The sequence below is a fragment of the Pararhizobium polonicum genome, from assembly GCF_001687365.1.
Lineage (GTDB): Bacteria > Pseudomonadota > Alphaproteobacteria > Rhizobiales > Rhizobiaceae > Pararhizobium > Pararhizobium polonicum.
Genome location: NZ_LGLV01000024.1, coordinates 1 through 23,102, shown reverse-complemented (window position 1 = coordinate 23,102; position 23,102 = coordinate 1). Strand labels below are relative to the sequence as shown.

21 protein-coding genes and 1 riboswitch are annotated in these 23,102 nt (G+C 62.6%); of the genes, 4 read left to right on the top strand and 17 right to left on the bottom strand.

What is annotated here, in order from left to right; all coding sequences use genetic code 11:
• Positions 1–68: 68 nt before the first annotated feature.
• The 5 genes from nrdF to ADU59_RS28565 form a co-directional block, all read right to left on the bottom strand.
• Entirely contained in the window at positions 69–1,043 is a 975-nt protein-coding gene (gene nrdF, locus ADU59_RS28585) for a class 1b ribonucleoside-diphosphate reductase subunit beta (protein WP_068959160.1), read from the bottom strand.
• Positions 1,044–1,204: 161 nt separating this feature from the next.
• Complete coding sequence (gene nrdE, locus ADU59_RS28580) at positions 1,205–3,358, bottom strand: class 1b ribonucleoside-diphosphate reductase subunit alpha (RefSeq protein ID WP_068959113.1); 2,154 nt, start codon at positions 3,356–3,358, stop codon at positions 1,205–1,207.
• Entirely contained in the window at positions 3,328–3,744 is a 417-nt protein-coding gene (nrdI, locus tag ADU59_RS28575) for a class Ib ribonucleoside-diphosphate reductase assembly flavoprotein NrdI (RefSeq protein ID WP_068959111.1), read from the bottom strand. The genes nrdE and nrdI overlap by 31 nt, the downstream gene beginning before the upstream one ends.
• A 28-nt stretch (positions 3,745–3,772) precedes the next feature.
• On the bottom strand, positions 3,773–3,994 hold the full coding sequence (gene nrdH / locus ADU59_RS28570) for a glutaredoxin-like protein NrdH (protein WP_068959109.1): 222 nt from the start codon (positions 3,992–3,994) through the stop codon (positions 3,773–3,775).
• A gap of 264 nt (positions 3,995–4,258) precedes the next feature.
• A riboswitch (cobalamin riboswitch) is annotated at positions 4,259–4,482 on the bottom strand.
• A 172-nt stretch (positions 4,483–4,654) separates the two neighbouring features.
• On the bottom strand, positions 4,655–5,854 hold the full coding sequence (locus ADU59_RS28565; RefSeq protein ID WP_068959106.1) for a multidrug effflux MFS transporter: 1,200 nt from the start codon (positions 5,852–5,854) through the stop codon (positions 4,655–4,657).
• A 210-nt stretch (positions 5,855–6,064) separates the two neighbouring features.
• Here ADU59_RS28565 and ADU59_RS28560 point away from each other — a divergent pair, with 210 nt between their 5' ends.
• On the top strand, positions 6,065–6,769 hold the full coding sequence (locus tag ADU59_RS28560; protein WP_068959103.1) for a TetR/AcrR family transcriptional regulator: 705 nt from the start codon (positions 6,065–6,067) through the stop codon (positions 6,767–6,769).
• 31 nt (positions 6,770–6,800) lie between these two features.
• Here ADU59_RS28560 and ADU59_RS28555 read toward each other — a convergent pair whose 3' ends face one another.
• From ADU59_RS28555 to ADU59_RS28520, 8 genes are all read right to left on the bottom strand, one after another.
• Positions 6,801–7,316 carry an RES family NAD+ phosphorylase gene (locus ADU59_RS28555; protein WP_068959101.1) on the bottom strand — a complete coding sequence of 172 codons (516 nt, stop codon included), beginning with the start codon at positions 7,314–7,316 and terminating at the stop codon, positions 6,801–6,803.
• Positions 7,309–7,680, bottom strand: a complete 372-nt coding sequence (locus tag ADU59_RS28550; protein WP_068959099.1) for an antitoxin Xre/MbcA/ParS toxin-binding domain-containing protein — start codon at positions 7,678–7,680, stop codon at positions 7,309–7,311. Before ADU59_RS28550 ends, ADU59_RS28555 begins: the two co-directional genes overlap by 8 nt.
• Before the next feature lie 78 nt (positions 7,681–7,758).
• Positions 7,759–8,550, bottom strand: a complete 792-nt coding sequence (locus ADU59_RS28545) for a crotonase/enoyl-CoA hydratase family protein (RefSeq protein ID WP_068959097.1) — start codon at positions 8,548–8,550, stop codon at positions 7,759–7,761.
• A complete protein-coding gene (locus tag ADU59_RS28540; protein WP_068959095.1) occupies positions 8,547–9,428 on the bottom strand; it encodes a hydroxymethylglutaryl-CoA lyase in 882 nt (293 codons plus the stop codon). Before ADU59_RS28540 ends, ADU59_RS28545 begins: the two co-directional genes overlap by 4 nt.
• Positions 9,428–11,413 (bottom strand): acetyl/propionyl/methylcrotonyl-CoA carboxylase subunit alpha, encoded by a 1,986-nt coding sequence (locus ADU59_RS28535; RefSeq protein WP_068959093.1) that lies wholly within the window; start codon positions 11,411–11,413, stop codon positions 9,428–9,430. Before ADU59_RS28535 ends, ADU59_RS28540 begins: the two co-directional genes overlap by 1 nt.
• Positions 11,414–11,430: 17 nt before the next feature.
• Positions 11,431–11,814 (bottom strand): RidA family protein, encoded by a 384-nt coding sequence (locus ADU59_RS28530; protein WP_068959091.1) that lies wholly within the window; start codon positions 11,812–11,814, stop codon positions 11,431–11,433.
• 11 nt (positions 11,815–11,825) lie between these two features.
• A complete protein-coding gene (locus ADU59_RS28525; protein ID WP_068959088.1) occupies positions 11,826–13,433 on the bottom strand; it encodes a carboxyl transferase domain-containing protein in 1,608 nt (535 codons plus the stop codon).
• 37 nt (positions 13,434–13,470) lie between these two features.
• Positions 13,471–14,634, bottom strand: a complete 1,164-nt coding sequence (locus ADU59_RS28520; protein ID WP_068959086.1) for an isovaleryl-CoA dehydrogenase — start codon at positions 14,632–14,634, stop codon at positions 13,471–13,473.
• A gap of 263 nt (positions 14,635–14,897) precedes the next feature.
• On the opposite strand from ADU59_RS28520, the gene ADU59_RS28515 reads away from it, so the two are divergent.
• The gene (locus ADU59_RS28515) at positions 14,898–16,112 is read left to right on the top strand and encodes a TIGR03862 family flavoprotein (RefSeq protein WP_068959158.1); all 1,215 of its coding nucleotides are present in this window, start codon (positions 14,898–14,900) and stop codon (positions 16,110–16,112) included.
• A gap of 79 nt (positions 16,113–16,191) precedes the next feature.
• Here ADU59_RS28515 and ADU59_RS28510 read toward each other — a convergent pair whose 3' ends face one another.
• The 3 genes from ADU59_RS28510 to gcl are packed head-to-tail and all read right to left on the bottom strand — an operon-like array spanning position 16,192 to position 19,701.
• The gene (locus ADU59_RS28510) at positions 16,192–17,076 is read right to left on the bottom strand and encodes a 2-hydroxy-3-oxopropionate reductase (RefSeq protein WP_068959084.1); all 885 of its coding nucleotides are present in this window, start codon (positions 17,074–17,076) and stop codon (positions 16,192–16,194) included.
• Between the two features lie 5 nt (positions 17,077–17,081).
• Positions 17,082–17,894 carry a hydroxypyruvate isomerase gene (gene hyi / locus ADU59_RS28505; RefSeq protein WP_068959081.1) on the bottom strand — a complete coding sequence of 271 codons (813 nt, stop codon included), beginning with the start codon at positions 17,892–17,894 and terminating at the stop codon, positions 17,082–17,084.
• A 22-nt stretch (positions 17,895–17,916) separates the two neighbouring features.
• Positions 17,917–19,701 (bottom strand): glyoxylate carboligase, encoded by a 1,785-nt coding sequence (gene gcl / locus ADU59_RS28500; RefSeq protein ID WP_068959079.1) that lies wholly within the window; start codon positions 19,699–19,701, stop codon positions 17,917–17,919.
• 382 nt (positions 19,702–20,083) lie between these two features.
• On the opposite strand from gcl, the gene ADU59_RS28495 reads away from it, so the two are divergent.
• Both ADU59_RS28495 and ADU59_RS28490 read left to right on the top strand, forming a co-directional pair.
• Positions 20,084–20,920, top strand: a complete 837-nt coding sequence (locus tag ADU59_RS28495; protein ID WP_068959077.1) for an IclR family transcriptional regulator — start codon at positions 20,084–20,086, stop codon at positions 20,918–20,920.
• A 145-nt stretch (positions 20,921–21,065) separates the two neighbouring features.
• Positions 21,066–21,542 (top strand): VOC family protein, encoded by a 477-nt coding sequence (locus tag ADU59_RS28490; RefSeq protein ID WP_068959155.1) that lies wholly within the window; start codon positions 21,066–21,068, stop codon positions 21,540–21,542.
• A gap of 132 nt (positions 21,543–21,674) precedes the next feature.
• Here the strand turns inward: ADU59_RS28490 and ADU59_RS28485 are convergent, their stop codons facing one another.
• Positions 21,675–22,694, bottom strand: a complete 1,020-nt coding sequence (locus ADU59_RS28485; protein WP_068959074.1) for a glycoside hydrolase family 25 protein — start codon at positions 22,692–22,694, stop codon at positions 21,675–21,677.
• Between the last annotated feature and the right edge of the window lie 408 nt (positions 22,695–23,102).

The following is a 23,102-nucleotide window of genomic DNA, read 5'->3' as shown; positions in this document are numbered from 1 at the left end:
GCTGGGAAAATAGGGGCCGCTCAGGAAATATCCAGCGTCCCATGACAGGCAGAGGCACAATCCCCCGCTCAGAAATCCCAATCGTCGTCTTCCGTGGCGACCGCCTTGCCGATGACATAGGACGAGCCGGAGCCGGAGAAGAAGTCGTGATTTTCGTCGGCATTCGGCGACAGCGCCGAGAGGATCGCCGGATTGACCTTGCAGGCCTCGGGCGGAAACAGCGCTTCATAGCCGAGGTTCATCAATGCCTTGTTGGCGTTGTAATGCAGGAACTTCTTGACGTCCTCGGTGAGGCCGACGCCGTCATAGAGCGTTTCGGTATATTTGGCCTCATTGTCATAAAGCTCGAAGAGAAGTTCGTAGGCAAAGTCCTTGATCTCCTGCTGCTTTTCGGCGCTCAGCCGCTCCAGCCCTTTCTGGAATTTGTAGCCGATATAATAGCCGTGCACCGCCTCGTCGCGGATGATCAGCCGGATCATGTCGGCGGTGTTGGTCAGCTTCGCCCGGCTCGACCAGAACATCGGCAGATAGAAGCCGGAATAGAACAGGAAGCTTTCGAGGAAGACACTGGCGATCTTGCGCTTCAGCGGATCGGGATTGCGGTATTGCTCAAGGATCAGCGCCGATTTCTTTTGCAGATGCTCGTTTTCCTCCGACCAGCGATAGGCGTCGTCAACGTCGGGCGTCGAGCACAGCGTCGAGAAGATCGAGGAATAGGAGCGTGCATGCACCGCTTCCATGAAGGAGATGTTGGAATACACAGCCTCCTCATGCGGCGTGATCGCATCCTCCATCAATTTCGGTGCACCGATACTGGTCTGGATCGTGTCGAGCAGTGTCAGGCCGGTGAAGACGCGGATGGTCAGTTGCTGTTCCTCCGGCCGCAAGGTCGCCCAGGACGGGATGTCATTGGAGAGCGGCACCTTTTCCGGCAGCCAGAAATTTCCGGTCAGCCGGTTCCACACTTCGAGGTCCTTGTCGTCCTCGATGCGGTTCCAGTTGATGGCACGCACGCGGGAGGCGGGCTTGATGGCGATGTTCATCGGAATGTCCTTGGTTTTCATTGTGTTCGCACGTGAAATTGCCCCTCACCCCAGCCCTCTCCCCGCAGGCGGGGAGAGGGGACGACGGAGGTTGCCGCCTGTCCCTTCTCCCCGTGAACGGGGAGAAGGTGCCCGACAGGGCGGATGAGGGGCGCCTCAGCCTACAACGTACACGACACACACCCCTGCACCTCGGTGCCCGACAACGCCATCTGCCGCAGACGGATGTAGTAGATCGTCTTGATGCCCTTCCTCCAGGCATAGATCTGCGCCTTGTTGATATCGCGCGTCGTCGCCGTGTCGCGGAAGAACAGGGTCAGCGACAGGCCCTGGTCGACATGCTGGGTGGCCGCCGCATAGGTGTCGATGATCTTTTCCGGGCCGATCTCATAGGCGTCCTGATAGTAGTCCAGGTTGTCATTGGTCAGGTACGGCGCCGGATAGTAGACGCGGCCGATCTTGCCTTCCTTGCGGATCTCGATCTTCGAGACGATCGGATGGATCGAGGAGGTCGAGTGGTTGATGTAGGAGATCGATCCCGTCGGCGGCACAGCCTGCAGGTTCTGGTTATAGAGCCCGGACGCCATGACGTCCTTTTTCAGGGCCAGCCAGTCCGCCTGTGTCGGGATGTGGATGCCGGCGGTCTCGAACAGTCCCCTCACCGTCTCCGTCGCCGGGACCCATTCGGCTTGCGTGTACTTGTCGAAATAATCGCCGGAGGCATATTTCGAGTTCTCGAAGCCCTTGAAGCTGGAGCCGCGTTCGACGGCGATCCGGTTCGATGCCCGGATGGCGTGATAGGTCACCGTGTAGAAATAGATATTGGTGAAATCGACGCCTTCCTCCGAGCCGTAATGGATGCGCTCGCGGGCGAGATAGCCGTGCAGGTTCATCTGGCCAAGCCCGATGGCATGGCTGTCGTCATTGCCCTTCTCGATCGAGGGAACCGACGAGATATGGCTCATGTCGGACACGGCCGTCAGCGCCCGGATCGAGGTCTCGATGGTCTTGCCGAAGTCGGACGAGTCCATTGCCGCAGCAATGTTCAGCGAGCCGAGATTGCAGGAAATATCCTTGCCCATGTGCTTGTAGGAGAGGTCGTCATTGTATTCGCTGGCCTCGCTCACCTGCAGGATTTCCGAGCAGAGATTGCTCATGGTGATGCGGCCGGCGATCGGGTTGGCCCGGTTCACCGTGTCTTCGAACATGATGTAGGGATAGCCGCTCTCGAACTGGATTTCGGCCAGCACCTGGAAGAATTCCCGCGCCTTGATCTTCTTTTTGGAGATCCGCGCATCATCCGCCATCTCGCGGTATTTCTCCGTCACCGAGATTTCGGTGAACGGCACGCCGTAGACACGCTCCACGTCATAGGGCGAGAACAGGTACATGTCCTCGTTGTTCTTCGCCAGTTCGAAGGTGATATCCGGCACGACGACGCCGAGCGACAGGGTCTTGATGCGGATCTTCTCGTCGGCATTTTCGCGCTTGGTGTCGAGGAAGCGCATGATGTCGGGATGATGGGCGTTCAGATAGACGGCGCCTGCCCCCTGGCGCGCGCCGAGCTGGTTGGCATAGGAAAACGAGTCTTCGAGCAGCTTCATCACCGGAATGATGCCGGACGACTGGTTCTCGATATGCTTGATCGGCGCCCCGGCCTCGCGGATATTGGTGAGCGACAGCGCTACGCCGCCGCCGCGCTTGGAGAGCTGCAGCGCCGAATTGATCGAGCGGCCGATGCTCTCCATATTGTCCTCGACGCGCATCAGGAAGCAGGAGACAAGCTCGCCGCGCTGCTTTTTGCCGGCATTGAGAAACGTCGGCGTCGCCGGCTGGAAACGGCCGGAAATGATCTCGTCGACCATGTCGCGCGCCAGCGTCTCGTTGCCTTGAGCAAGAGCCAGCGCCACCATGCAGATACGGTCCTCGTAGCGCTCGAGATAGCGTTTTCCGTCAAAGGTTTTCAGCGTGTAGCTGGTGTAATACTTGAAGGCGCCGAGAAAGGTCGGGAAGCGGAATTTCTTGGCATAGGCATGATCGAACAGATCACGCACGAAGTTGAAGGAATACTGGTCCAGCACCTCCTGCTCGTAATAGCCTTCGGTCACCAGGTAATCGAGCTTCTCTCTCAGATTATGGAAGAAGACGGTGTTCTGGTTGACGTGCTGGAGGAAATATTGCTTCGCCGCCAGCCGGTCCTTGTCGAGCTGGATCTTCCCCTCGTCGTCATAGAGGTTCAGCATCGCGTTGAGCGCGTGATAGTCGAGTGCGGTTTCCGTCGCCTTCAAAGGGCGTTCGAGCGTTGAGACGTCCAAAATCGTTCCAATCCGTTCCTGACGTTGGCGACGTCCTCATCAGTGCCCAGGAGCTCGAACCTGTAGAGGTACGGCACCTGGCATTTCTGCGAGATCACATCGCCCGCGAGACCGAACGTCTCGCCGAAATTGCTGTTGCCGGCGGCGATCACGCCCCGGATGAGAGACCGGTTGTCCGCGTCGTTGAGGAAGCGGATGACCTGCTTGGGAACGGCGCCCCTGCCGTCATCGCCGCAATAGGTCGGCAGAATGAGAACGAAGGGTTCCCGCACGTCCGGCGCCGCATCGCCAGTGCTGACAGGGATGCGGGCCACGCGCAGTCCGAGCTTGGCGACAAAGCGATGGGTGTTTTCCGAAAGGCTGGAATAATAGACGATCAGGCCCATCGCTTGTCCATTCAAGTTCGGGCCGCGATCAGGAAAGCGCGCTGATCTTGTCCGGCCGGAAGCCGGCCCAATGGTCCTGCCCCGCCACCACCACGGGTACCTGCTGGTAGCCGAGACCGACCACGGTCGCAAAGGCGTCCTCGTCGGTGGAAATGTCGATGACCCGGTAGTCGATGCCGCTGCGCTCAAGCGCGCGATAGGTCGCGGTGCACTGGACGCAGGAGGGCTTGCTGTAGACGGTAATGCTCATGTCGTTCCTCGTTGTCTGTGATGGAAATGGGCGCACGAAAGGCTTCCGGGCCGCTGCACGCGGATCCGATCGTGTTCTTCTCAATGTCGCGCTGGCGAATGGACTAGGCGTGCGCCGTCAATCGCGATCCCGCGTCTCTTGGTCTGCGAATTCGTTTGACTGACATGCCTTCACCCCGAAGCCTTTTGGCGGGTATCGGAGGAACGCAACATAAAGCGGAGTCATTCCGCTGCACATCACGCGACCTTCCGGACACCCCGCCCGTGGACGTTTTCGCTCAAGGCAGGTCTCCTGGCTTGCGGGTCGTTGCTTCTGTCCCGTCTTCCCGAAGCATCATGCTTCAGTGACTTGAAATGGGACAGACGCTCGCCGCTTACAGTTGCGGGGGCAGCTCCGGCATTGCTTGGCCAGAATGGCCTTGCGCACCGTATTCCCGTCTTAGCCCCCGACCCTTGCGAGTCAGGGGAACCTTGAACACTAGATATAGTATACTTCTAGGAGAAAACGTCAATGTGTAGGCACCGGAAACATGCCGAGCGACGCGGAATTTTTCTGGCCGTATGGCTAACGGCGGGTTAACGCCGTCGTGCAACACGGTCGAAAAAAAGCCCGAGACATTGTCCCGCGCCTTGATTCTGCAGATATCGTCGACCGTCGAATTTACTCGGCGGCGGCAACCGCGCGGCGGCGGCCGATGGTCGCCTGGGTGAGCAGCAGTGCCCCGACAGCGCAGAGTGCAATCCCAATCGCCATCGGAACGGCCGTTCCATCGAAGAAGACGGATGCGATGACCATGGCGACGGCCGCGGTGACGAAATGCAGCGTGCCCATCAATGACGATGCCGTGCCGGCGATCTCGCCATGCTCTTCCAGCGCAAGCACCGCAGTTGTCGGAATGACCAGACCGAGGAAGCCGTAACCGACGAACAGGAAGGCGGCCAGAACCGGCAACTGGTTGAACCCGAGGCTCATGACGATCGCCATGGCGGCCATGGTGAGCGCAAAGGCAGTGACCGCGATACGCATGACGCGGACGAGACCGAAACGCTCGCCGAACCAGCCGGTCGCCTGCGACACCGTGAAGAACGACACGGCATTGATGGAGAAGGCGAAGCTGTATTGCGTCGGCGTCAGCCCGTAATAGTCGATCAGCACGAAGGGCGAATTGGCGAGATAGACGAGGAAGCTGGAAATGCCGAGGCCGCCGATGAAGGTGAGCGTCAGGAAGTTCTTGTCCCGAAGCAGCAGGCCATACGCCGCCATCGCACTGCGCAGGCCGCTTTCGGCCCGGTGTTCCTTCGGGCGGGTTTCGCGAAGTTGCGTCGCCAGCAGGATCAGACCGATGAAGGCTGCAACGGTCACGGCCCAGAATACGCCACGCCAGCCGTAGAACTCGATGACGGCACTGCCGGTCAAGGGTGCCAGGATCGGCGAGATGCTGAACACCAGCATCAGCAGCGACATCAGGCGCGCGGCCTGCACGCCGGTGTGCATATCGCGGACGATGGCGCGCGGAATGACCATGCCGGCGGCCCCGCCGATGCCCTGCAGGAAGCGGAAGGCAATCAGGGTTTCGATATCGCTGGCCAGCGCGCAGCCGATGCTGGCGACGGCGAAAATGCCGATGCCGATATAAAGCGGTGCCTTGCGGCCCCACATGTCCGACAACGGACCATAGACGAGCTGGGAAAGAGCAAAGGAGATGAAGAAGGCCAGCAGACTCAGCTGGACGATGTGGTTTTCAGCGCCGAGGTCCTGTCCGATCGAGGGCAGCGCAGGCAGATACATGTCGATGGCAAAGGGACCTATGGCGGACAGGAGGCCAAGAATAAGCGCCGTACGGAAAAAAGAGGACGTCATGGGATCATCTTTCAGAAGACAGCAGCGCAAACCGGGTCAGGGTCGCGCTGCGTTGCTTTCACGAGGGTTCAATAATGATCGTTGCCGGAATGGTCGCGCGGTGCTTGGGAGGAACCCGCGCCCACTTGGCAGAACGTGTCAATAAACTTGGACACAGGTGTAAAATTAGACACTGTTGTCTAAAACGTCAAGAGGCATTATCTTCAAGCGATGAAACGTTCCAACAACACTGTTCCCAGGACATCCGTGCACAGCCAGCGCGGACAATGTGCCAAGCGTGTATCGATTCTGGATGCCGCCGCCGAAGTCTTTTGCCGTCAGGGGTTTGCCGGTACGAGCATCGATGAGATCGCAGGAGAAGCCTGCGTGTCGCGCCAGACCGTCTACAATCACTACCGCGAGAAGGAGAACCTGTTCACGGCGGTGGTCGAGGATGTGATGGATCGCGCAAACGCCATGCTGTTCTCCATCCTGTCGACCTTTCCGGAAAGCCCGGACAATCTCGAACAGGATCTTGCTGACTTTGCCGTGCGGCTCAGCCGCAATTGCCTGTGCAATCAGGATGGAAAATTCCTGCGCAAGCTGGTGCAGTCGGAAGGCGAGCGCTATCCGCATCTGTTCGAATCCTGGCGCCAGCACGGCCCCGGCAAGATCGGCACGGCGCTGGCCGCCCTGTTCGCCCGGCTTGCCCATAAGGGGCTGCTGCAGATCGACGACTTCGACGTCGCCGCCCGGCAGTTTCTGGCGCTGGTCAATGCCGATCTGCAGATGAGCACGCTGTTTGGCGAGATCCCGACGGAAGAAGAGCTGGAAAGTGCTGCGCGCAATGCGGTGGGCACCTTCCTGCGAGCATATGCGGGGGCCGCGGTTCACAGGAACGGGAGTGCTTCGGCGATGAAGGTCGCGTCCGCTTAGGGCCTCGGCAGCGCACGACCAAGGAGAGCCGCTACATCCACGATGCCGGCGTCTTCGGCAATCGTCCATCCGGGTCGATGACGTCGAGCCGCGGCGCATCTTTTGAATTCCACCGCCAGAGCGCCACACAGGTCCCGCCGGGCGACATGAAGGACGGATAGATCACGCCATCGAACCCCTGACCGATCAACCGTTCGCGCAGACGGTGCGTTTCGGGCACCTCGCCCCGATCGAGATGCATGCGCCATTCGCAACGGTGTATCTCGTCGGAGCTTGCGAGGCTCGAAAGCATTGTCGCATCGGTCAGATCGGCGAGATCAGCGTTTTTCAGCTCCAGCTGCGTGATCAAGGCCGGGTGCTGGACGAAGCCCTGATTGTATTCCGCCCAGGCTGTGGAAAGCTCACGCGCCGCATAGATCGTCGGCACGCCGACCGGGTTCCAGCGGCCGCCGAACCGCGCGGCTCCCTCGCCCGAAAGCGGAGCAAAAGCCCATTGCGGCACAAAAGCGCGCCACAGCGTCTGCGTGCCCGTGTTTTTGTCAGGCATAGACGCCGGACCGCACGGCCTCGAGATAGGCCAGCACCTTGTCCGACTTGCCTTCGCTCACCAGATCATAGGCCGTCTTGCCGGCCCAGCCGGGGATCGGCTGGTGCTTGAACCAGATGGTCGCGCGGTTTTCGTCGCCGGCCATTTCGCTGGCCATGGCAAGGATGCGCACGACCTGGCTCAAGGCGCTGTCCACCTTGCGCGCGCTCGATTTTGCCGTCAGCGTATTGCGGGCAACGCCGATCAGCCGGGCAAGCTCGGACTGCGTGACGCCAAGCTGTTCCCAGACGCGTTGCGCCGACAGAAACGGCGACTGGCCGTCACCGAACCGGCTTGCCGCAGTATCGAAGCTCAAAGCTGTCATGACACGATCCTAACGCATTTTGATAAGCATAATATCAAAATATGCGCAAAACATGCGCATTTCAAGCGCGTCTGGCAATTAAACCGGTCGCCGCCACCAGGGCTCCCGCTTCTCCAGAAAGGCCGAGACCCCTTCCCGCGCCTCATCCGTTTCCCAGACGTCGGCCAGACGCTCGATCGTCGCGTCGATAACGGTCTGCGTGATCGGCATTCCCAGCGACCGCGCCAGCGCCTTGGATTGGCCGACAGCACTGGGGGCGACCTGCAAATACGGCGCGATCTCCCTTTCGATCGCCGCATCGAGGTCTTCCGGCGGCACCACGCGCATCAGCAGGCCCACCGACTGCGCCTCCCGCGCGTCAAAAATCCTGCCGGACATGAACAGCGGCCGTGCCTGCCCCTCGCCGATCCGTGCCACGACATAGGGACTGATGGTTGCCGGGATCAGCCCCAGCCGCGTCTCCGTCAGTCCGAATTTGGCCGTATCTGCGGCGATCGCAACATCCGAAATGCTGAGCAAGCCGATGCCGCCGCCAAAGGCGTTGCCATGGACACGGGCGATGACCGGCTTCTCGAGATCGTTCAGCGCCTTGAACATCAGCGCCAGCCGCTTGGCTTCAACGATACGCGTCGTCCGGTCCGCCTCGATCTGGGCCTTCATCCAGCCAAGATCGCCGCCGGCGCAGAAACTGACGCCTTCGGCAGCCAGCACGACGGCCCGAACGGCACTATCGGCACCCAGTTGCTGCGCCGCCATGGTCAGTTCGCCGATCATCGCGCCGGACAGGGCATTGTGCTTGTCCGGCCGCGAAAGCGTCAGACGGGCAACGCCCCTGCCGTCGATCTCGATCCGAATGGTCTCGAGCGTCATGCCGGGCTCCTCAAGCTGCGTGCAAATGCTGATGCCTTTTCAAGCGCGTCCTCATCCAGCCCCGTTTCAAAACCGAGCGCTTTCAGATACCGGTCGACCACCAGCGTATCGACATTGCCCTTCGCCCCCGGCGCATAGGGGCAACCGCCGAGCCCGCCGACCGACGCATCGAAGACCCGGATACCGCGTTCGAGCGCCACGCCGATATTGTCGAGCGCCCGGCCGGACGTGTCGTGGAAATGCCCGGCGAGTTTGGCGGCGGGGATCGCCGCCAGCACCGCCTCCAGCATACGATCCACGGCTTGCGGCGTTCCCCTGCCGATCGTATCGGCAAGGCTGATCTCGTAGCAGCCGAGATCGTTCAGACGCCCGGCGACGCTGGCAGCGCTTTCGGGCGCGACAGCCCCGTCATAGGGGCATTCCACGACGCAACTCACATAGCCGCGCACCGGAACGCCTTGCTCTCGCGCTGCCTCCGCCAACGGGCGAAACCGCTCGATGCTCTCGGCGATGGAGCAGTTGATATTATGCTGCGAAAATCCTTCCGAGGCCGACGCAAAGATCGCCACCTCGTCCGCTCCGGCCGCAAGTGCGGCCTCGAAGCCCTTCATGTTGGGCGTCAGAACCGCATAGCGCACGCCCGGCCTGCGGGCGATCCCGGCCATCACGTCAGCGGCATCCGCCAGTTGCGGCACCCATATGGGGCTGACGAAGCTGGTCACCTCGATCCGCTCGAAGCCGCAGGCCGATAGCATATCGACCAGGCGAACCTTGGCAGCCGTATCGATCAGCGCCTTCTCGTTCTGCAGCCCGTCCCGCGGCGCCATCTCCACGATCGAGACACGGTTTGAGGCCCCAGCGGCATATGGCTCCGCCATCACGCCTCCTCGGCTTTCAGCACGAGCAGCACCGTGCCCTCGGTCGTCTGGTCGCCCTCGGCAACGTTCAGGCTCTCCACGATGCCATCCCGGCCGGCCGACAGCGTCAGCTCCATCTTCATCGCTTCCATGACAACAAGCGCATCGCCTTTGGAGACCGCATCGCCCTGCCGCACCCGCACCAGCTTGATGAGGCCCGGCATCGGCGCGACGAGACGGTCGCTGCCTGCCGCGTTCTCCGATACCCCGTCGAGCGGATCGGGCAGATGGAAATCATGAGATCGGCCATCGAGACGCAGCGTCAGCCCTGAAGGGTGCTCCAGCACCTCGACGCGGCTCTGCCGGCCATCGACTTCGGCATGGCAGCCCGTTTCGGAGCGGCTGCCGATGCGCACCGGAATAACCCGGCTGCCGATATGGACGGCAAACAGATCCAGCCCGCGCGCCGCCACCCGCAGGATGTGGCGTTCGCCGGCATGGTCCAGCGTCACCGTGCGGGTCGCCTGCCCCCAGAGCTGCCAGTGGCCGAGCGACAGCCAGGGATCGCCGGCCGGCGGGGTTTTCAGAGCCCCCAGTGAGAATACAGCGGCAAGCGCCACGACCGTATCGGCCGGCGCCTCGGGCGTGGTCAACGCTTCGAGCTCACGCTCGATCAACCCGGTATCGGGATGCCCCAAGGCAAAATCCGCTTGCCGGCTCAACCGGGCGAGAAAATCCAGATTGTTGGCAACACCGCCGATATGGCTGCCTTGCAGCGCCTCGGTCAGGCGGGCAAGTGCTGCCGGTCTGGTCGGCCCGTGAACGATCACCTTGGCGATCATCGGGTCGTAATACGGGCTGACGCGATCGCCTTGCCGCACACCCGCATCGACCCGGACCCCGCCTTCCGGGAAGGCAAGAGAGGACAGCGTGCCGGTCGAGGGTAGGAACCCGCGTGCCGGGTCCTCGGCATAGACCCGCGCTTCGAAAGCCCATCCCTCGATGGCGATGTCGGATTGTTTTTTCGGCAGCGGTTCACCGCTCGCGACCCGCAATTGCCATTCGACCAGATCGATCCCGGTGATCGCCTCCGTCACCGGATGCTCGACCTGAAGGCGCGTGTTCATTTCCATGAAGAAGAACTTGTCCGGCCAGAGACCGTCCGAGACGTCTGCGATGAACTCGACCGTGCCCGCGCCGCAATAGCCGATCGCCCGCGCCGCGCGGACGGCAGCATCGCCCATGGCGCGGCGCATTTCCGCCGTCATGCCGGGCGCCGGCGCTTCCTCGATCACCTTCTGGTGCCGCCGCTGCAGGGAGCAGTCCCGCTCGAACAGATGCACGACATTGCCATGCCGGTCGCCGAAGACCTGGATCTCGATATGGCGCGGCCGCAGCAGATATTTCTCGATCAGCACCGCGCCGTCGCCGAAGGCCGCTTGCGCCTCCCGCCGTGCCGCGTCGAGTGCCGGGCCGAAATCCTCCGCCCGGTCGACCCGCCGCATGCCCTTGCCACCGCCGCCGGCCCGCGCCTTGATCAGCACCGGAAAACCGATCCCGACGGCCTGCTCGCCAAGAAACGCGGCATCCTGATTGTCGCCATGATAGCCCGGAACCACCGGCACGTCCGATTGCTCCATCAGCGCCTTAGCCGCATCCTTCAGCCCCATGGCGCGAATGGCTGAGGGTGACGGGCCGATGAACACCAGCCCCGCCGCCTCGACGCTTTCCGCAAACTCCGCATTCTCCGAAAGAAACCCGTAGCCGGGATGGACGGCCTGCGCTCCGGATCGCAGCGCCGCCGCGATGATGCGCTCGCCGGACAGATAGCTGTCGCTTGCGGATGCGCCACCGATGCGAAAAGCCTCGTCGGCCAGTTCGACATGCAGCGCACCGGCGTCCGCATCGGAATAGACCGCGACGGTGCGCACGCCGAGCCGCCGCGCGGTGCGGATGATGCGGCAGGCGATCTCGCCGCGATTGGCAATGAGGATCTTCGTGAACATCGATGTCTTCCGGTGGTCTATTGCGCGGCGACGACTTCGACTTCGAGCAGCCAGCTCTCGTCAAAGATACCGGCGATCACCACCGTCATCGCCGGTGCCAGGTGCCCCAGATACTCGCTGCGAATCTCCCGGTTGGCCATGGTGTGGTGCCGGTCGGAAAGATAGGTCGTCACCTTGACGATATCCGCCTTGGTCATGCCGGCCGCCTTCAGCTGCGCATCGACATTGAGCCAGACCTGCCGCGCCTGGGCTTCGAATCCAGCCGGCAGGATATCATCGGAATCCGCCGGGATCTGGCCGCTGACGAACAGCACACGGGTGAAATCCTCCAGCCGCACGGCCTGCGAATAGCCGCCGCGCGGCTGCGGGGCGTTCTTGGCGTTGAAAGCATCGCGTTTCATGCTCATTCTCCTCACATCCTGAACAGGCCAAAGCGTGTGTCGTCGATCGGCGCGTTCAGCGCCGCAGAAAGAGACAGAGCCAGCACGTCGCGGCTCCTGCGCGGATCGATGATGCCGTCGTCCCAGAGCCGGGCCGAGGCATAGAGCGGGTGGCTCTGGGTTTCGAACAGGTTCAGCACCGGTTGCTTGAATTTCGCCTCGTCTTCCTCGCTCCAGGGCGTGCCTGTCCGCTTCAGCGCATCGCCGCGCACCGTCGCCAGCACACCGGCCGCCTGCTCGCCGCCCATCACCGAAATCCGGCTGTTCGGCCAGGTCCAGAGGAAGCGCGGCGAAAAGGCCCGGCCGCCCATGCCGTAATTGCCGGCACCGAAGGAACCGCCGACCAGCATGGTGATCTTCGGCACCTTCGTCGTCGCCACCGCCGTCACCAGCTTGGCGCCATGCTTGGCAATGCCCTCCGTCTCGTATTTCCGCCCGACCATGAAGCCGGTGATGTTCTGCAGGAAAACCAGCGGGATCTTGCGCTGCGAACACAGTTCGACGAAATGCGTACCCTTCAGCGCCGATTCCGAAAACAGCACGCCATTGTTGGCGATGATGCCGACGGGAATGCCGTGCACATGGGCGAAGCCGCAGACCAGCGTTGAGCCATAGCGCGCCTTGAACTCGTCCAGCCGCGAACCGTCGACGATGCGGGCAATCACCTCGCGAATGTCATAGGGCGTGCGCAGGTCGAAGGGCACGATGCCCGGAATGTCGTCGGGATCGTAGACCGGCTCCTCCGGCGCTTGCCGCTCGACGGTGGCAATCCTTGGCCGATTGAGGTTGGCGACCGCCCGCCGTGCCAGCGCCAGCGCATGTGCATCATCGCGCGCCAGATGATCGGCCACGCCCGAAAGCCGCGTGTGCACATCGCCGCCGCCGAGATCCTCGGAAGACACCACCTCGCCGGTCGCCGCGCGAACCAGCGGCGGACCGGCCAGAAAGATCGTGCCCTGCCCTTCGACGATGATGGCCTCGTCAGACATGGCCGGCACATAGGCGCCGCCTGCCGTGCACGATCCCATGACCACGGCGATCTGCGGAATGCCGGCGGCCGACATATTGGCCTGATTGTAGAAGATGCGGCCGAAATGATCGCGATCCGGAAAGACCTCGTCCTGGTTCGGCAGGTTGGCGCCGCCGGAATCGACCAGATAGATGCAGGGCAGGTTGTTTTCCGCCGCAATCTCCTGCGCCCGCAAATGCTTCTTCACCGTCATCGGATAATAGGTACCGCCTTTGACCGTGGCGTCGTTGCAGACGATCATGCAGTCGCGGCCGGAAACACGGCCGATGCCCGTCACCAGTCCCGCCCCCGGAGCCTCGCCCTTGTAAAGCCCGTGCGCGGCGGTCAGGCCGATTTCCAGAAACGGCGTCGCCGGATCGATCAGCTGGGCCACCCGCTCGCGCGGCAGCATCTTGCCGCGGCTGACATGCCGTTCGCGCGCCACCTCGCCGCCACCACCGGCGGCCAGAACGGCCGCGTCCTCGACCACGCGCATCGCCTCCGTCATCGCCGCGCTGTTGGCACGGAATGTTTCCGACGACGTCGATATCTGCGATTTCAGAACGGCCATTCATTCCCCCGACCAAACATCCTGCTCTCCTCCCGCCTTACGCCGTCTCGCCGAACAGCTCCCTGCCGATCAGCATGCGGCGGATTTCCGAGGTTCCGGCACCGATTTCGTAAAGCTTCGCATCCCTGAGCAACCGGCCGGCCGGATAGTCGTTGGTATAGCCGTTGCCGCCCAGCACCTGGATGGTTTCGAGCGCCAGCGCCGTTGCCCGCTCCGCCGCGTAGAGAATGCATCCCGCCGCATCCTTGCGTGTCGTCTCGCCCCGGTCGCAGGCGGCAGCCACGGCATAGACGTAAGCCCGCGCGGCGTTCATCGTCACATACATGTCGGCGATCTTGCCCTGCATCAGCTGGAACTCTCCAATCGGCTGACCGAACTGCTTTCTCTCATGCAGATAGGGGACCGCAACATCGAGGCAAGCCGCCATGATGCCAAGCGGCCCGGCCGACAGCACGACGCGTTCATAGTCGAGCCCCGACATCAGGATACGAACCCCGCCACCGACAGTGCCGAGAACATTCTCTTCCGGTACTGCGCAATCGCTGAAGATCAGCTCGCAGGTATTGGAGCCGCGCATGCCGAGCTTGTCGAGCTTCTGGCCGGTGGAGAATCCCGCGAAACCCTTCTCTACGAGGAACGCCGTGATGCCGCGTGGTCCAGCTTCGGGATCGGTCTTGGCATAGACCACCAGCACATCCGCATCCGGCCCGTTGGTGATCCACATCTTGTTGCCGTTGAGGATGTAGTGGTCGCCGCGCTTGTCGGCGCGCAGTTTCATCGACACCACATCGGACCCGGCTCCGGGCTCCGACATCGCCAGTGCCCCGACATGTTCGCCGGAAATCAGCTTCGGTAAATAGCGTTTCTTCTGCGCATCCGAGCCGTTGCGGTTGATCTGGTTGACGCAGAGATTGGAATGCGCGCCATAGCTCAGGCCCACCGACGCCGAGGCCCGGCTGATCTCCTCCATCGTCACGCAATGGGCGAGATAACCGAGACCGATGCCACCGTAATCCTCGCCCGCCGTGATGCCGAGCAGCCCGAGATCGCCCATCTCCCGCCAGAGCGGCATCGGAAAGCTGTTGTCCCGGTCAATGTCGGCTGCCTTCGGCGCAATACGCTCACCGGCAAACCGGCGCACGGTGTCGCGCAGAGCCTCGATTTCGCCGCCAAGCGCAAAGCTCAAACCGCCTGAATACATCGAACCTCCTCCCGAGATCGCAACCGTCAGACACAGACCGGGCAGGCTCCTCTTCCCGCGCGGTCAATCCGTCTGGTGAGACTATCACACGTGCCCGACAATTTCCGAACCAAGACAGGAAGTTGCGCGCACGATTTGCAAAAATTGCGATGCAAAACCGGTCGTTTGCGTTCCGGCGATGGCCACGCACGATCGTCACTGCCCTTGCGCCGGGCGGCCGCAGACGCCAAGACTGGCGACCAGGAATCGGTACGGGACAGATCATGACGGGAAAGCAGATCGCAATCATCGGCGGCGGGCCGGCGGGGTTGATGGCGGCGGAGGTGCTTTCGCTTTCCGGCCATGCCGTCACGGTCTACGACGCCATGCCGACGTTTGGTCGGAAACTCCTGCTCGCCGGCAAGTCCGGTCTCAACATCACCCACTCCGAAGACTATCAGCGCTTCGCCACCCGTTTCGGAGCGGCATCCGCGCGGCTGCGCCCGGCGCTCGACGCCTTCACGCCAGATGACGTGCGGGCATGGGCATCAGGCCTCGGCACGGAGACATTCGTCGGCACATCCGGCCGCGTCTTCCCCAACGTCATGAAAGCCTCGCCGCTGTTGCGCTCCTGGCTGGGGAGGCTGGAGGCGCAGGGCGTCAGGCTGCTGACGCGCCACCGATGGACAGGTTTTGCCGGTGACAACCTCGCCTTCGAAACCCCGAACGGCCCCACAACAATCCGCAGCAATGCCACCCTGCTTGCGCTCGGCGGCGCCAGCTGGCCGCGCCTTGGATCGGACGGCAGCTGGATTGCGCTGCTCAGGGAAAGGGGCGTTGATATTCATGACCTTCAGCCCGCCAATTGCGGCTTCGATGTCGATTGGAGCGATGTCTTCAAAAGCCGCTTCGCCGGAGCGCCGTTGAAGTCGGTCACCACCACATCGGATGCCGGTACTTTTCCCGGCGAATTCGTGGTCTCCGGCCATGGCATCGAGGGCAGCCTCGTCTATGCGCATGCGACGGCACTGCGGGACAGGCTGGCGCGGCAGGGAAAGGCAAGCCTGCTTGTCGATCTCGCACCGGGAAGAAGCACCGAGCGTCTGGCAAAAGACCTTGCACGGCAGGACGCAAAGGCGAGCCTCTCCACCCGCCTGCGCAAGGGCGCCGGTGTTGAAGGCGTCAAGGCCGCGCTGGTGCGGGAGCTTGGCCCCCAGTCCATCCTCAACGATCCCGGCCAACTGGCACGTTTGATCAAGGCACTCCCGGTCCCCGTCGTCCGGCCGCGTCCCATCGCCGAGGCAATCTCGTCGGCGGGTGGCATCGGTCTTGACGGCGTCGACGATCGCTTCATGCTGAAAGCGCTCCCCGGCCTCTTTGCCGCCGGCGAAATGCTCGATTGGGAAGCGCCGACCGGCGGCTATCTGCTGACCGCGTGTTTTGCCACGGGGCGAGCGGCGGCTGAGGGGATCGATGGCTGGCTGCGGACAAACGGCTGACGCCGCGATCGCGCGGATATCATATTCTCATCCAATGGAATGGCCGGGCGGCCCTCCTCCTTGCCGCCCGGCCGGTTCGTCAGGCGACCGCGTGGTTGGCCATGCGTTCGAGAGCCTTGACGAGGCCCGAGTGATCGAGACCGGCGTCGCCATTGGCGGCGCAGCTGTTGAACAGTTCCTGCGTTGCCGCCGTGTTCGGCAGCGAGACGCCGAGAGCCTTGGCCCCCTGCAGCGCCAGATTGAGATCCTTCTGATGCAGCGAGATGCGGAACCCCGGTTCGAAGCTGCGCTTGATCATCCGGTCGCCATGCACTTCGAGGATTCGCGAGGAGGCAAAGCCGCCCATCAGGGCTTCGCGCACCCGCGCCGGATCGGCACCGGCCTTCGACGCAAACACCAGCGCTTCCGAAACCGCCTCGATGGTCAGCGCGACGATGATCTGGTTGGCGACCTTGGTCACTTGCCCGTCGCCGCAATCGCCGACCAGCGTGATGTTCTTGCCCATCAGCTTGAACAGCGACAGCGCCCGCTCGAAGCTTGCCTCGGTGCCACCCGCCATGATCGACAGTGATGCGTTCCTGGCGCCGACTTCACCGCCCGACACCGGCGCGTCCATATATTCGGCGCCCGTCTCGCGAACTTGTCTGGCAAATTCCTTGGTGTCGATGGGCGAGATCGAGCTCATGTCGATGACCAGCTTGCCCTTCGACAGACCGAAAGCAACGCCGTTTTCACCGAACAGGACATCCTTCACATCCGGCGTATCCGGCAGCATCAGGATGGTGATGTCGACCTTGTCCGCCAGCGCCTTCGGGGTGTCGGCAAAACGCAGGCCGTTATCGAGAAGCTCCTGTTTCGGCGGAATGTGGAATTTGGATGTAATAACGGTGTGGCCGGCATCCTGCAGGTGGCGCGCCATCGGCGTGCCCATGATACCCAGTCCGATAAAGCCGATTGTGGCCATGATGCTTAACTCCTGATCCTGATGATGTCTGCACTACGGGCGAATTGGGTGGCGGCGAGCCAGCCAAGCCCTTCGGATGTCGTGGTGCGCGGCTTGTATTCGCAGCCGATGAAGCCGTCATATCCGGCCGCATCCAGCGTTTCGAAGACGAAGGGATAGTTGATCTCGCCGGTGCCCGGTTCGTTGCGTCCGGGATTGTCGGCGAGCTGGATATGGGCAATCTGTGTCTGGTGCCTCCTGAACGCGCCGATCAGCTCGCCCTCGGTGCGCTGCTGGTGGTAGAGATCGTACTGGATGAACAGGTTGTCGCTACCGACCTCCGCGATGATCGAGGCGGCCTGCTCCACCGTGTTGAGATAGAAGCCGGGAATATCGAAGCGGTTGATCGGCTCGATCAACAGCCGGATTCCGTGTTTGCCGAGTTCCGCCGCCGCCAGCCGCAGATTGGCAACGAAGGTGGCCGACAGCACCGCGTCCGACATGCCGGCCGGCGCAATGCCGGACAGGCAATTGATCTGCGTGCAGCCGAGCACCGTCGCATAGTCGATGGCCAAGGCGACGCCACGGCGGAATTCGTCGATCCTGTCGGGCAGGATGGCGATGCCGCGTTCGCCGCCGGCCCAATCGCCGGCCGGCAGGTTGTGCAGCACCTGTGTCAGGCCGTTGGTATCGAGCGCCGCCTTCAGCCCCTTGGCATCGAAATCATAGGGAAAGAGATATTCCACCGCAGTGAACCCGGCCTTGGCGGCCAGCGCGAAGCGGTCGAGGAACGGCACCTCGTTGAAAAGCATGGTCAGGTTTGCCGCGAACTTGGGCATGATGTTTCCTCCGTATTGTCTGTCAGTCGAGCAAGGCCATGATCGCCGTCGGTGCATCCTCACCGCGTTCGGCCAGCTCCTCGAACTCGACCACCGCATTGATGTCGGCGCCCATCGAAATATTGGTGACGCGCTCGAGGATGAACTCGATGACAACAGGCACCTGATGCTCCGCCATCAGATCCTTGGCCTTGGCGAATGCCTCCTGAAACTCGTTCGGGCTTCTCACCCGGAGCGCCTTGCAGCCCAGCCCTTCGGCCACCGCCACATGATCGACGCCGTAACCCTTCTCGGCATCGCCGGATGCGTTGATATTGTCGAAGGCGAGGCTCACCTCGAAATCCATGTTCAGCCCGCGTTGCGCCTGGCGGATGAGGCCGAGATAGGAATTGTTCACGACCACATGCAGGTAGGGCAGCTTGTGCTGGGCGCCGACAGCCAGCTCCTCGATCATGAACTGGAAGTCGTAATCGCCCGAGAGCGCCACGATCGTCCTGTCCGGATCAGCAGCCCGCACGCCGAGCGCGGCCGGCAGCGTCCAGCCGAGTGGGCCGGCCTGGCCGCAATTGATCCAGTTGCGTGGGCGATAGACATGCAGGAACTGCGCGCCGGCAATCTGGCTAAGCCCGATGGTCGAGACGTAGCAGGTGTCGCGGCCGAACGCCTTGTTCATTTCCTCGTAGACACGTTGTGGCTTTAGCGGCGTCTGGTCGAAATGCGTCTTGCGCAGCATGGTCCGCTTGCGCGCGCGGCATTCCTCCGCCCAGCCCGACCAGTCCTTCAGCTTGCCCGCTGTCTTCCATTCCGTCGCGACATCGAGGAACAGTTTCAGCGCAGCCCCCGCATCCGAGACGATGCCGAAATCGGGCGCAAAGACGCGGCCGATCTGGGTCGGCTCGATATCGACATGCACGAAGGTGCGGCCTTCCGTATAGGTCGGCACGTTGCCGGTATGCCGGTTGGCCCAGCGGTTGCCGATGCCGAGCACGTAGTCCGAGGCGAGCAGATTGGCATTGCCGTAGCGGTGCGATGTCTGCAACCCGCACATGCCGGCCATCAGCGGATGGTCGTCCGGGATCGTCCCCCAGCCCATCAGCGTCGGGATAACCGGGATGCCGGTGATCTCGGCGAATTCGGTGAGCAGATCCGACGCATCCGCGTTGATGATTCCGCCGCCGGCAACGATCAGCGGCCGCTCCGCCGCGTTCAGCATGGCGATCGCCTTTTCGGCCTGCGCCCGCGTCGCGGAGGGTTTGTAGGCCTCGAGTGGCGCATAGGTGTCGATATCGAACTCGATTTCGGCCAGCTGTACATCGACCGGCAGGTCGATCAGCACTGGACCGGGACGCCCCGAGCGCATCAGGTGGAACGCCTTCTGGAAGACGAACGGCACCAGCGCCGGCTCCATCACGGTGACTGCCCATTTGGTCAGCGGCCCGGCGATCCTGGCGATATCGACCGCCTGAAAATCCTCCTTGTCGAGCCGGGCGCGTGGTGCCTGGCCGGTGATGCAGAGGATCGGGATCGAATCCGCCTGAGCCGAATAGAGCCCGGTGATCATGTCGGTGCCGGCCGGCCCCGACGTGCCGATGCAGACGCCGATATTGCCGTGTTTGGCGCGGGTATAGCCTTCCGCCATATGGGACGCACCCTCGACATGCCGCGCCAGGATATGACGCACCGAGCCGCGCGCCTTCAGCGCCGAGTAAAAGGGATTGATTGCAGCCCCCGGAACCCCGAAGGCGCAATCGACGCCTTCCCTCTCCAGAACCAGAACCGCCGCATCGACTGCGCGCATTTTCGCCATGACTGTCTCCTCCGTCGTGTGAGGATCAGGGTAGAGCTTTTTTCCGATCAGGCAATTATTGAATGGAAATCATTCCCATCATGTGGAAATAAACATTTTCAATGAATCTAGGGCAATCAGCCGCATGACAAACGCCTGGCCCCTTTCCAATGGCCCCTCACCCTAGCCCTCTCCCCGCACGCGGGGAGACGGAATGACAGAGTGCGCCGCCTGTCCTTCTTCCTCCTGTTCGATTAGCGATGAAGGTGCGGCATATCCCTTCTCCCCGTGAACGGGGAGAAGGTGGCCGACAGGCCGGATGAGGGGGCCGTTCGTGCAAGCGAGACGCCCAGACTTCACGATAATGCAATAAGCCCCAGCCCTTGAACCGAACGGAGCCGATATGCCCGCCAAGCCGCAACCATCGAAACAGGATCACCTCCGCGCAAAACCCGGCCGCAAGGCGAGCGAAAACGCCGCTCCCTCCTCCGTGCAGGTTCTCGACCGCAGCCTGAAGCTGCTCGATCTCGTCGCATCCGGTGAAGGTGCCGCCCTCACCGATCTCGCCGACCAGACCGGCATGGCCCCCTCCACCGTCCACCGGCTGCTCACGTCGCTGGGCGCACATGGCATGGTCGCCCACGATACCGAGACCGGCGCGTGGACCATCGGGCTGAAAGCCTTCGAAATCGGCAATGCCTTCCTGCGCTTCCGCAAACTCGGTACGATCAGCCGTCCCTTCCTGAAACAGCTGATGGAAAGCTCGGGCGAAACCGCCAATATCGGTATCGAGGATGGCGGCGACGTCGTTTTCATCTCGCAGGTCGAAAGCCACGCTCCGATGCGCGCCTTCTTCCGGCCCGGCCGCCGCGGCCCGATCCACGCGTCGGGCATCGGCAAGGCCATCCTCTCGACGTGGGACAACACCGACATCGAACGCCTGCTGTCGTTCCGCCCGCTTCCCCGCTTCACCGAAAAAACCCGCGACACCCTGCCCAGGCTGCTCGCCGATCTGGAAACCATCCGCGCCCGCGGCTGGTCCATCGATGATGAGGAGCATACACTCGGCATGCGCTGCCTCGCCGCCCCGATCTTCAACGAGTACGGCGAGGCGATCGCCGGGATTTCGGTGTCAGGCCCGGCGGTGCGGCTGGCAGACGAGACGCTGGCGGTACTGGGGCCGGTGGTGAAGGCCGCGGCCGACGGGGTGACGCGGGCGATGGGAGGACGGGCAGCGTAGGATCATCGCCTTTTGGGCCGATTGCAGGAACATCGAGCGCGCCCATGCATTCTATCGTCGTATTCGACGGCTACGCTGAGGACGGAGCAGGTCTGCGCACAGGCAAGCAAGATGAAGTTGTGCTCAACGAGAAGGGATGGAGACAATGGCAAAAAATACGATTTGCGTCTGGTACGACAAGGATGCCGAGGCGGCCGCGCGGTTCTATGCCGAAACATTTCCCGATAGCGCGGTGGGCGCCGTCTATCGCGCGCCCGGCGATTTCCCCTCCGGCAAGGCGGGCGACGTGCTGACGGTCGAATTCACGGTCGCCGGTGTCCCCTGTCTCGGCCTCAACGGCGGCCCCGCCTTCAAGCACACGGAGGCTTTCTCCTTCCAGATCGCCACCGACGATCAGGAGGAGACGGACCGCTACTGGAACGCCATTGTCGGCAATGGCGGACAGGAAAGCGCCTGCGGCTGGTGCAAGGACAAGTGGGGCATCTCCTGGCAGATCACCCCGCGCGTGCTGATCGAGGCGCTGGCGGTCGGCGGCGCCGAAGCGAAGCGGGCGTTCGAGGCGATGATGGAGATGAAGAAGATCGACGTCGCCGCAATCATCCGGGCGCGGCGCGGCGGTTGATCGGCATCATTCTCGAAGCTCTGTAACCGCGACTATGCCTTGCGGCTATTCCCGAAGGTCGGCCGACGTTGGCCGACCGAGCGGCAGGAGAGCCACCTCAGCAGTCTCCGCTCCATGCAGGGCGGAGACCGTTTATCCCCGCGCCACCCAGCGGTGCCATTCCTCTTCACTGCCATGGAACACGTTGAGGTCGATACGGCCTTCGACGCCGTGCGAAAGGCCGGAGCCGGAATATTGCCAGAACAGCCATTTGCGGCCCGGATAGACCTGGGACGGATGCGCCGCGACCGAGCGCAGCCAGAAGGGATAGTCCTTGAATTCGCCCGTCAGGTTGTCGCGGTAGAAGTCGGGCGCGGTGTAGATCACCGGGCGCTTGCCGTAGTGGCGCTCCAGCTTGTCCATGAACACCTGCATCTTTTCCAGCGTCTTGGCCCGCGACAGGCGGTATTTGCAGCTCGATTCGCCGTTATATTCGACGTCGATCACCGGCGGCAGCGCGTCGGGATCGCGCGGCACGTTGCGGATGAACCAGTCGGCCTGTTCGCCGGCCGTGCGGCACCAGTAGAAGAAGTGATAGGCACCCCGCTTCAGCCCGGCGTCCTTTGCCCGCTTCCAGTTCGTCTTGAACATCGGATCGAGGTGGTCGCCGCCGTCGGTCGCCTTGATATAGGCGAAGTTTGCCCCCTGCGTGCGCAGTTTCGGCCAATCCATCTCGGCCTGCCAGCGCGACACATCGACGCCGTGCACGGCCAGCTTGCGCGGCGAAGCCTTGCCGAAATTGATCGGATGCGCGTCGCGGAACTGGTGGCTGTAGATCTGCGCCCGCCGCCGGGGGCTCGCATCGGTGCCCGGGTTCTGCGGCATGACCAGCGCCACCGGCCGCTCCGCCGGAACGGCCATGCCCTCTGTCGTCATGGATTCGAAGGCCTGCGGCTGCGGCACCTGGCCGGCCCAGGCCAGCTGCTCCTGATGCGCCTCGGCCTGTGCGATGACCTGACCGACATCTGTCGTGGGAACCGGTCCGCGCGCAACCGAGCTGGTGGTTTCCTTCGACGGCAATCCGGCGGTGAGGCTGTCCGGTCCGGAACTGGAGGTGCAGCCCGCCAGGAAAAGGCCGACAAGAAGGATTGCTGGAAGAGCCGATAGACGCATTGAGAACCCGCACGCAAAACAGACAATCGGCGGCATCCGCCCCCACTGCCAATAATTGCTAACGGAAAATTACCAATAAAGATTGAATCCGATCTTTCTTACGTAAGGAGAGCAGCGATCGGGCGGCAAGACGGCCGGTGCCGGACCCTGCCGTCCATTTTTTCATCCCCGTTCATCCCCGCCGTTTCGTTCCATGCCATCATGACTTCGTTCCGCCGAGGATACACCGGTTTGCGTTGCCGGCGAGGCGGAGCCGGTGCCCGGACGGTTTGGCGAAACGCGCGTCAGATCCCCGGGGCTGCGTGAAAGGCGGTTCTCCTCCGGTTCGTGAAAGCGGGCCGGGCGTGCCGGGTAGCCACACCACGGGCGGTTCACCCCGCCGGACGGCTTTGCCGTCCATGGGTCCAG

What these genes read in the sequence shown, in the direction of transcription:
- nrdF (WP_068959160.1), bottom strand. Translation starts at nt 1,043, where the DNA reads ATGAACATCGCCATCAAGCCCGCCTCCCGCGTGCGTGCCATCAACTGG.
- nrdI (WP_068959111.1), bottom strand. Translation starts at nt 3,744, where the DNA reads ATGGGCCTGATCGTCTATTATTCCAGCCTTTCGGAAAACACCCATCGC.
- nrdH (WP_068959109.1), bottom strand. Translation starts at nt 3,994, where the DNA reads ATGAGCATTACCGTCTACAGCAAGCCCTCCTGCGTCCAGTGCACCGCG.
- ADU59_RS28565 (WP_068959106.1), bottom strand. Translation starts at nt 5,854, where the DNA reads ATGACGTCCTCTTTTTTCCGTACGGCGCTTATTCTTGGCCTCCTGTCC.
- ADU59_RS28560 (WP_068959103.1), top strand. Translation starts at nt 6,065, where the DNA reads ATGAAACGTTCCAACAACACTGTTCCCAGGACATCCGTGCACAGCCAG.
- ADU59_RS28555 (WP_068959101.1), bottom strand. Translation starts at nt 7,316, where the DNA reads ATGCCTGACAAAAACACGGGCACGCAGACGCTGTGGCGCGCTTTTGTG.
- ADU59_RS28550 (WP_068959099.1), bottom strand. Translation starts at nt 7,680, where the DNA reads ATGACAGCTTTGAGCTTCGATACTGCGGCAAGCCGGTTCGGTGACGGC.
- ADU59_RS28545 (WP_068959097.1), bottom strand. Translation starts at nt 8,550, where the DNA reads ATGACGCTCGAGACCATTCGGATCGAGATCGACGGCAGGGGCGTTGCC.
- ADU59_RS28540 (WP_068959095.1), bottom strand. Translation starts at nt 9,428, where the DNA reads ATGGCGGAGCCATATGCCGCTGGGGCCTCAAACCGTGTCTCGATCGTG.
- ADU59_RS28535 (WP_068959093.1), bottom strand. Translation starts at nt 11,413, where the DNA reads ATGTTCACGAAGATCCTCATTGCCAATCGCGGCGAGATCGCCTGCCGC.
- ADU59_RS28530 (WP_068959091.1), bottom strand. Translation starts at nt 11,814, where the DNA reads ATGAAACGCGATGCTTTCAACGCCAAGAACGCCCCGCAGCCGCGCGGC.
- ADU59_RS28525 (WP_068959088.1), bottom strand. Translation starts at nt 13,433, where the DNA reads ATGGCCGTTCTGAAATCGCAGATATCGACGTCGTCGGAAACATTCCGT.
- ADU59_RS28520 (WP_068959086.1), bottom strand. Translation starts at nt 14,634, where the DNA reads ATGTATTCAGGCGGTTTGAGCTTTGCGCTTGGCGGCGAAATCGAGGCT.
- ADU59_RS28515 (WP_068959158.1), top strand. Translation starts at nt 14,898, where the DNA reads ATGACGGGAAAGCAGATCGCAATCATCGGCGGCGGGCCGGCGGGGTTG.
- ADU59_RS28510 (WP_068959084.1), bottom strand. Translation starts at nt 17,076, where the DNA reads ATGGCCACAATCGGCTTTATCGGACTGGGTATCATGGGCACGCCGATG.
- hyi (WP_068959081.1), bottom strand. Translation starts at nt 17,894, where the DNA reads ATGCCCAAGTTCGCGGCAAACCTGACCATGCTTTTCAACGAGGTGCCG.
- gcl (WP_068959079.1), bottom strand. Translation starts at nt 19,701, where the DNA reads ATGGCGAAAATGCGCGCAGTCGATGCGGCGGTTCTGGTTCTGGAGAGG.
- ADU59_RS28495 (WP_068959077.1), top strand. Translation starts at nt 20,084, where the DNA reads ATGCCCGCCAAGCCGCAACCATCGAAACAGGATCACCTCCGCGCAAAA.
- ADU59_RS28490 (WP_068959155.1), top strand. Translation starts at nt 21,066, where the DNA reads ATGGCAAAAAATACGATTTGCGTCTGGTACGACAAGGATGCCGAGGCG.
- ADU59_RS28485 (WP_068959074.1), bottom strand. Translation starts at nt 22,694, where the DNA reads ATGCGTCTATCGGCTCTTCCAGCAATCCTTCTTGTCGGCCTTTTCCTG.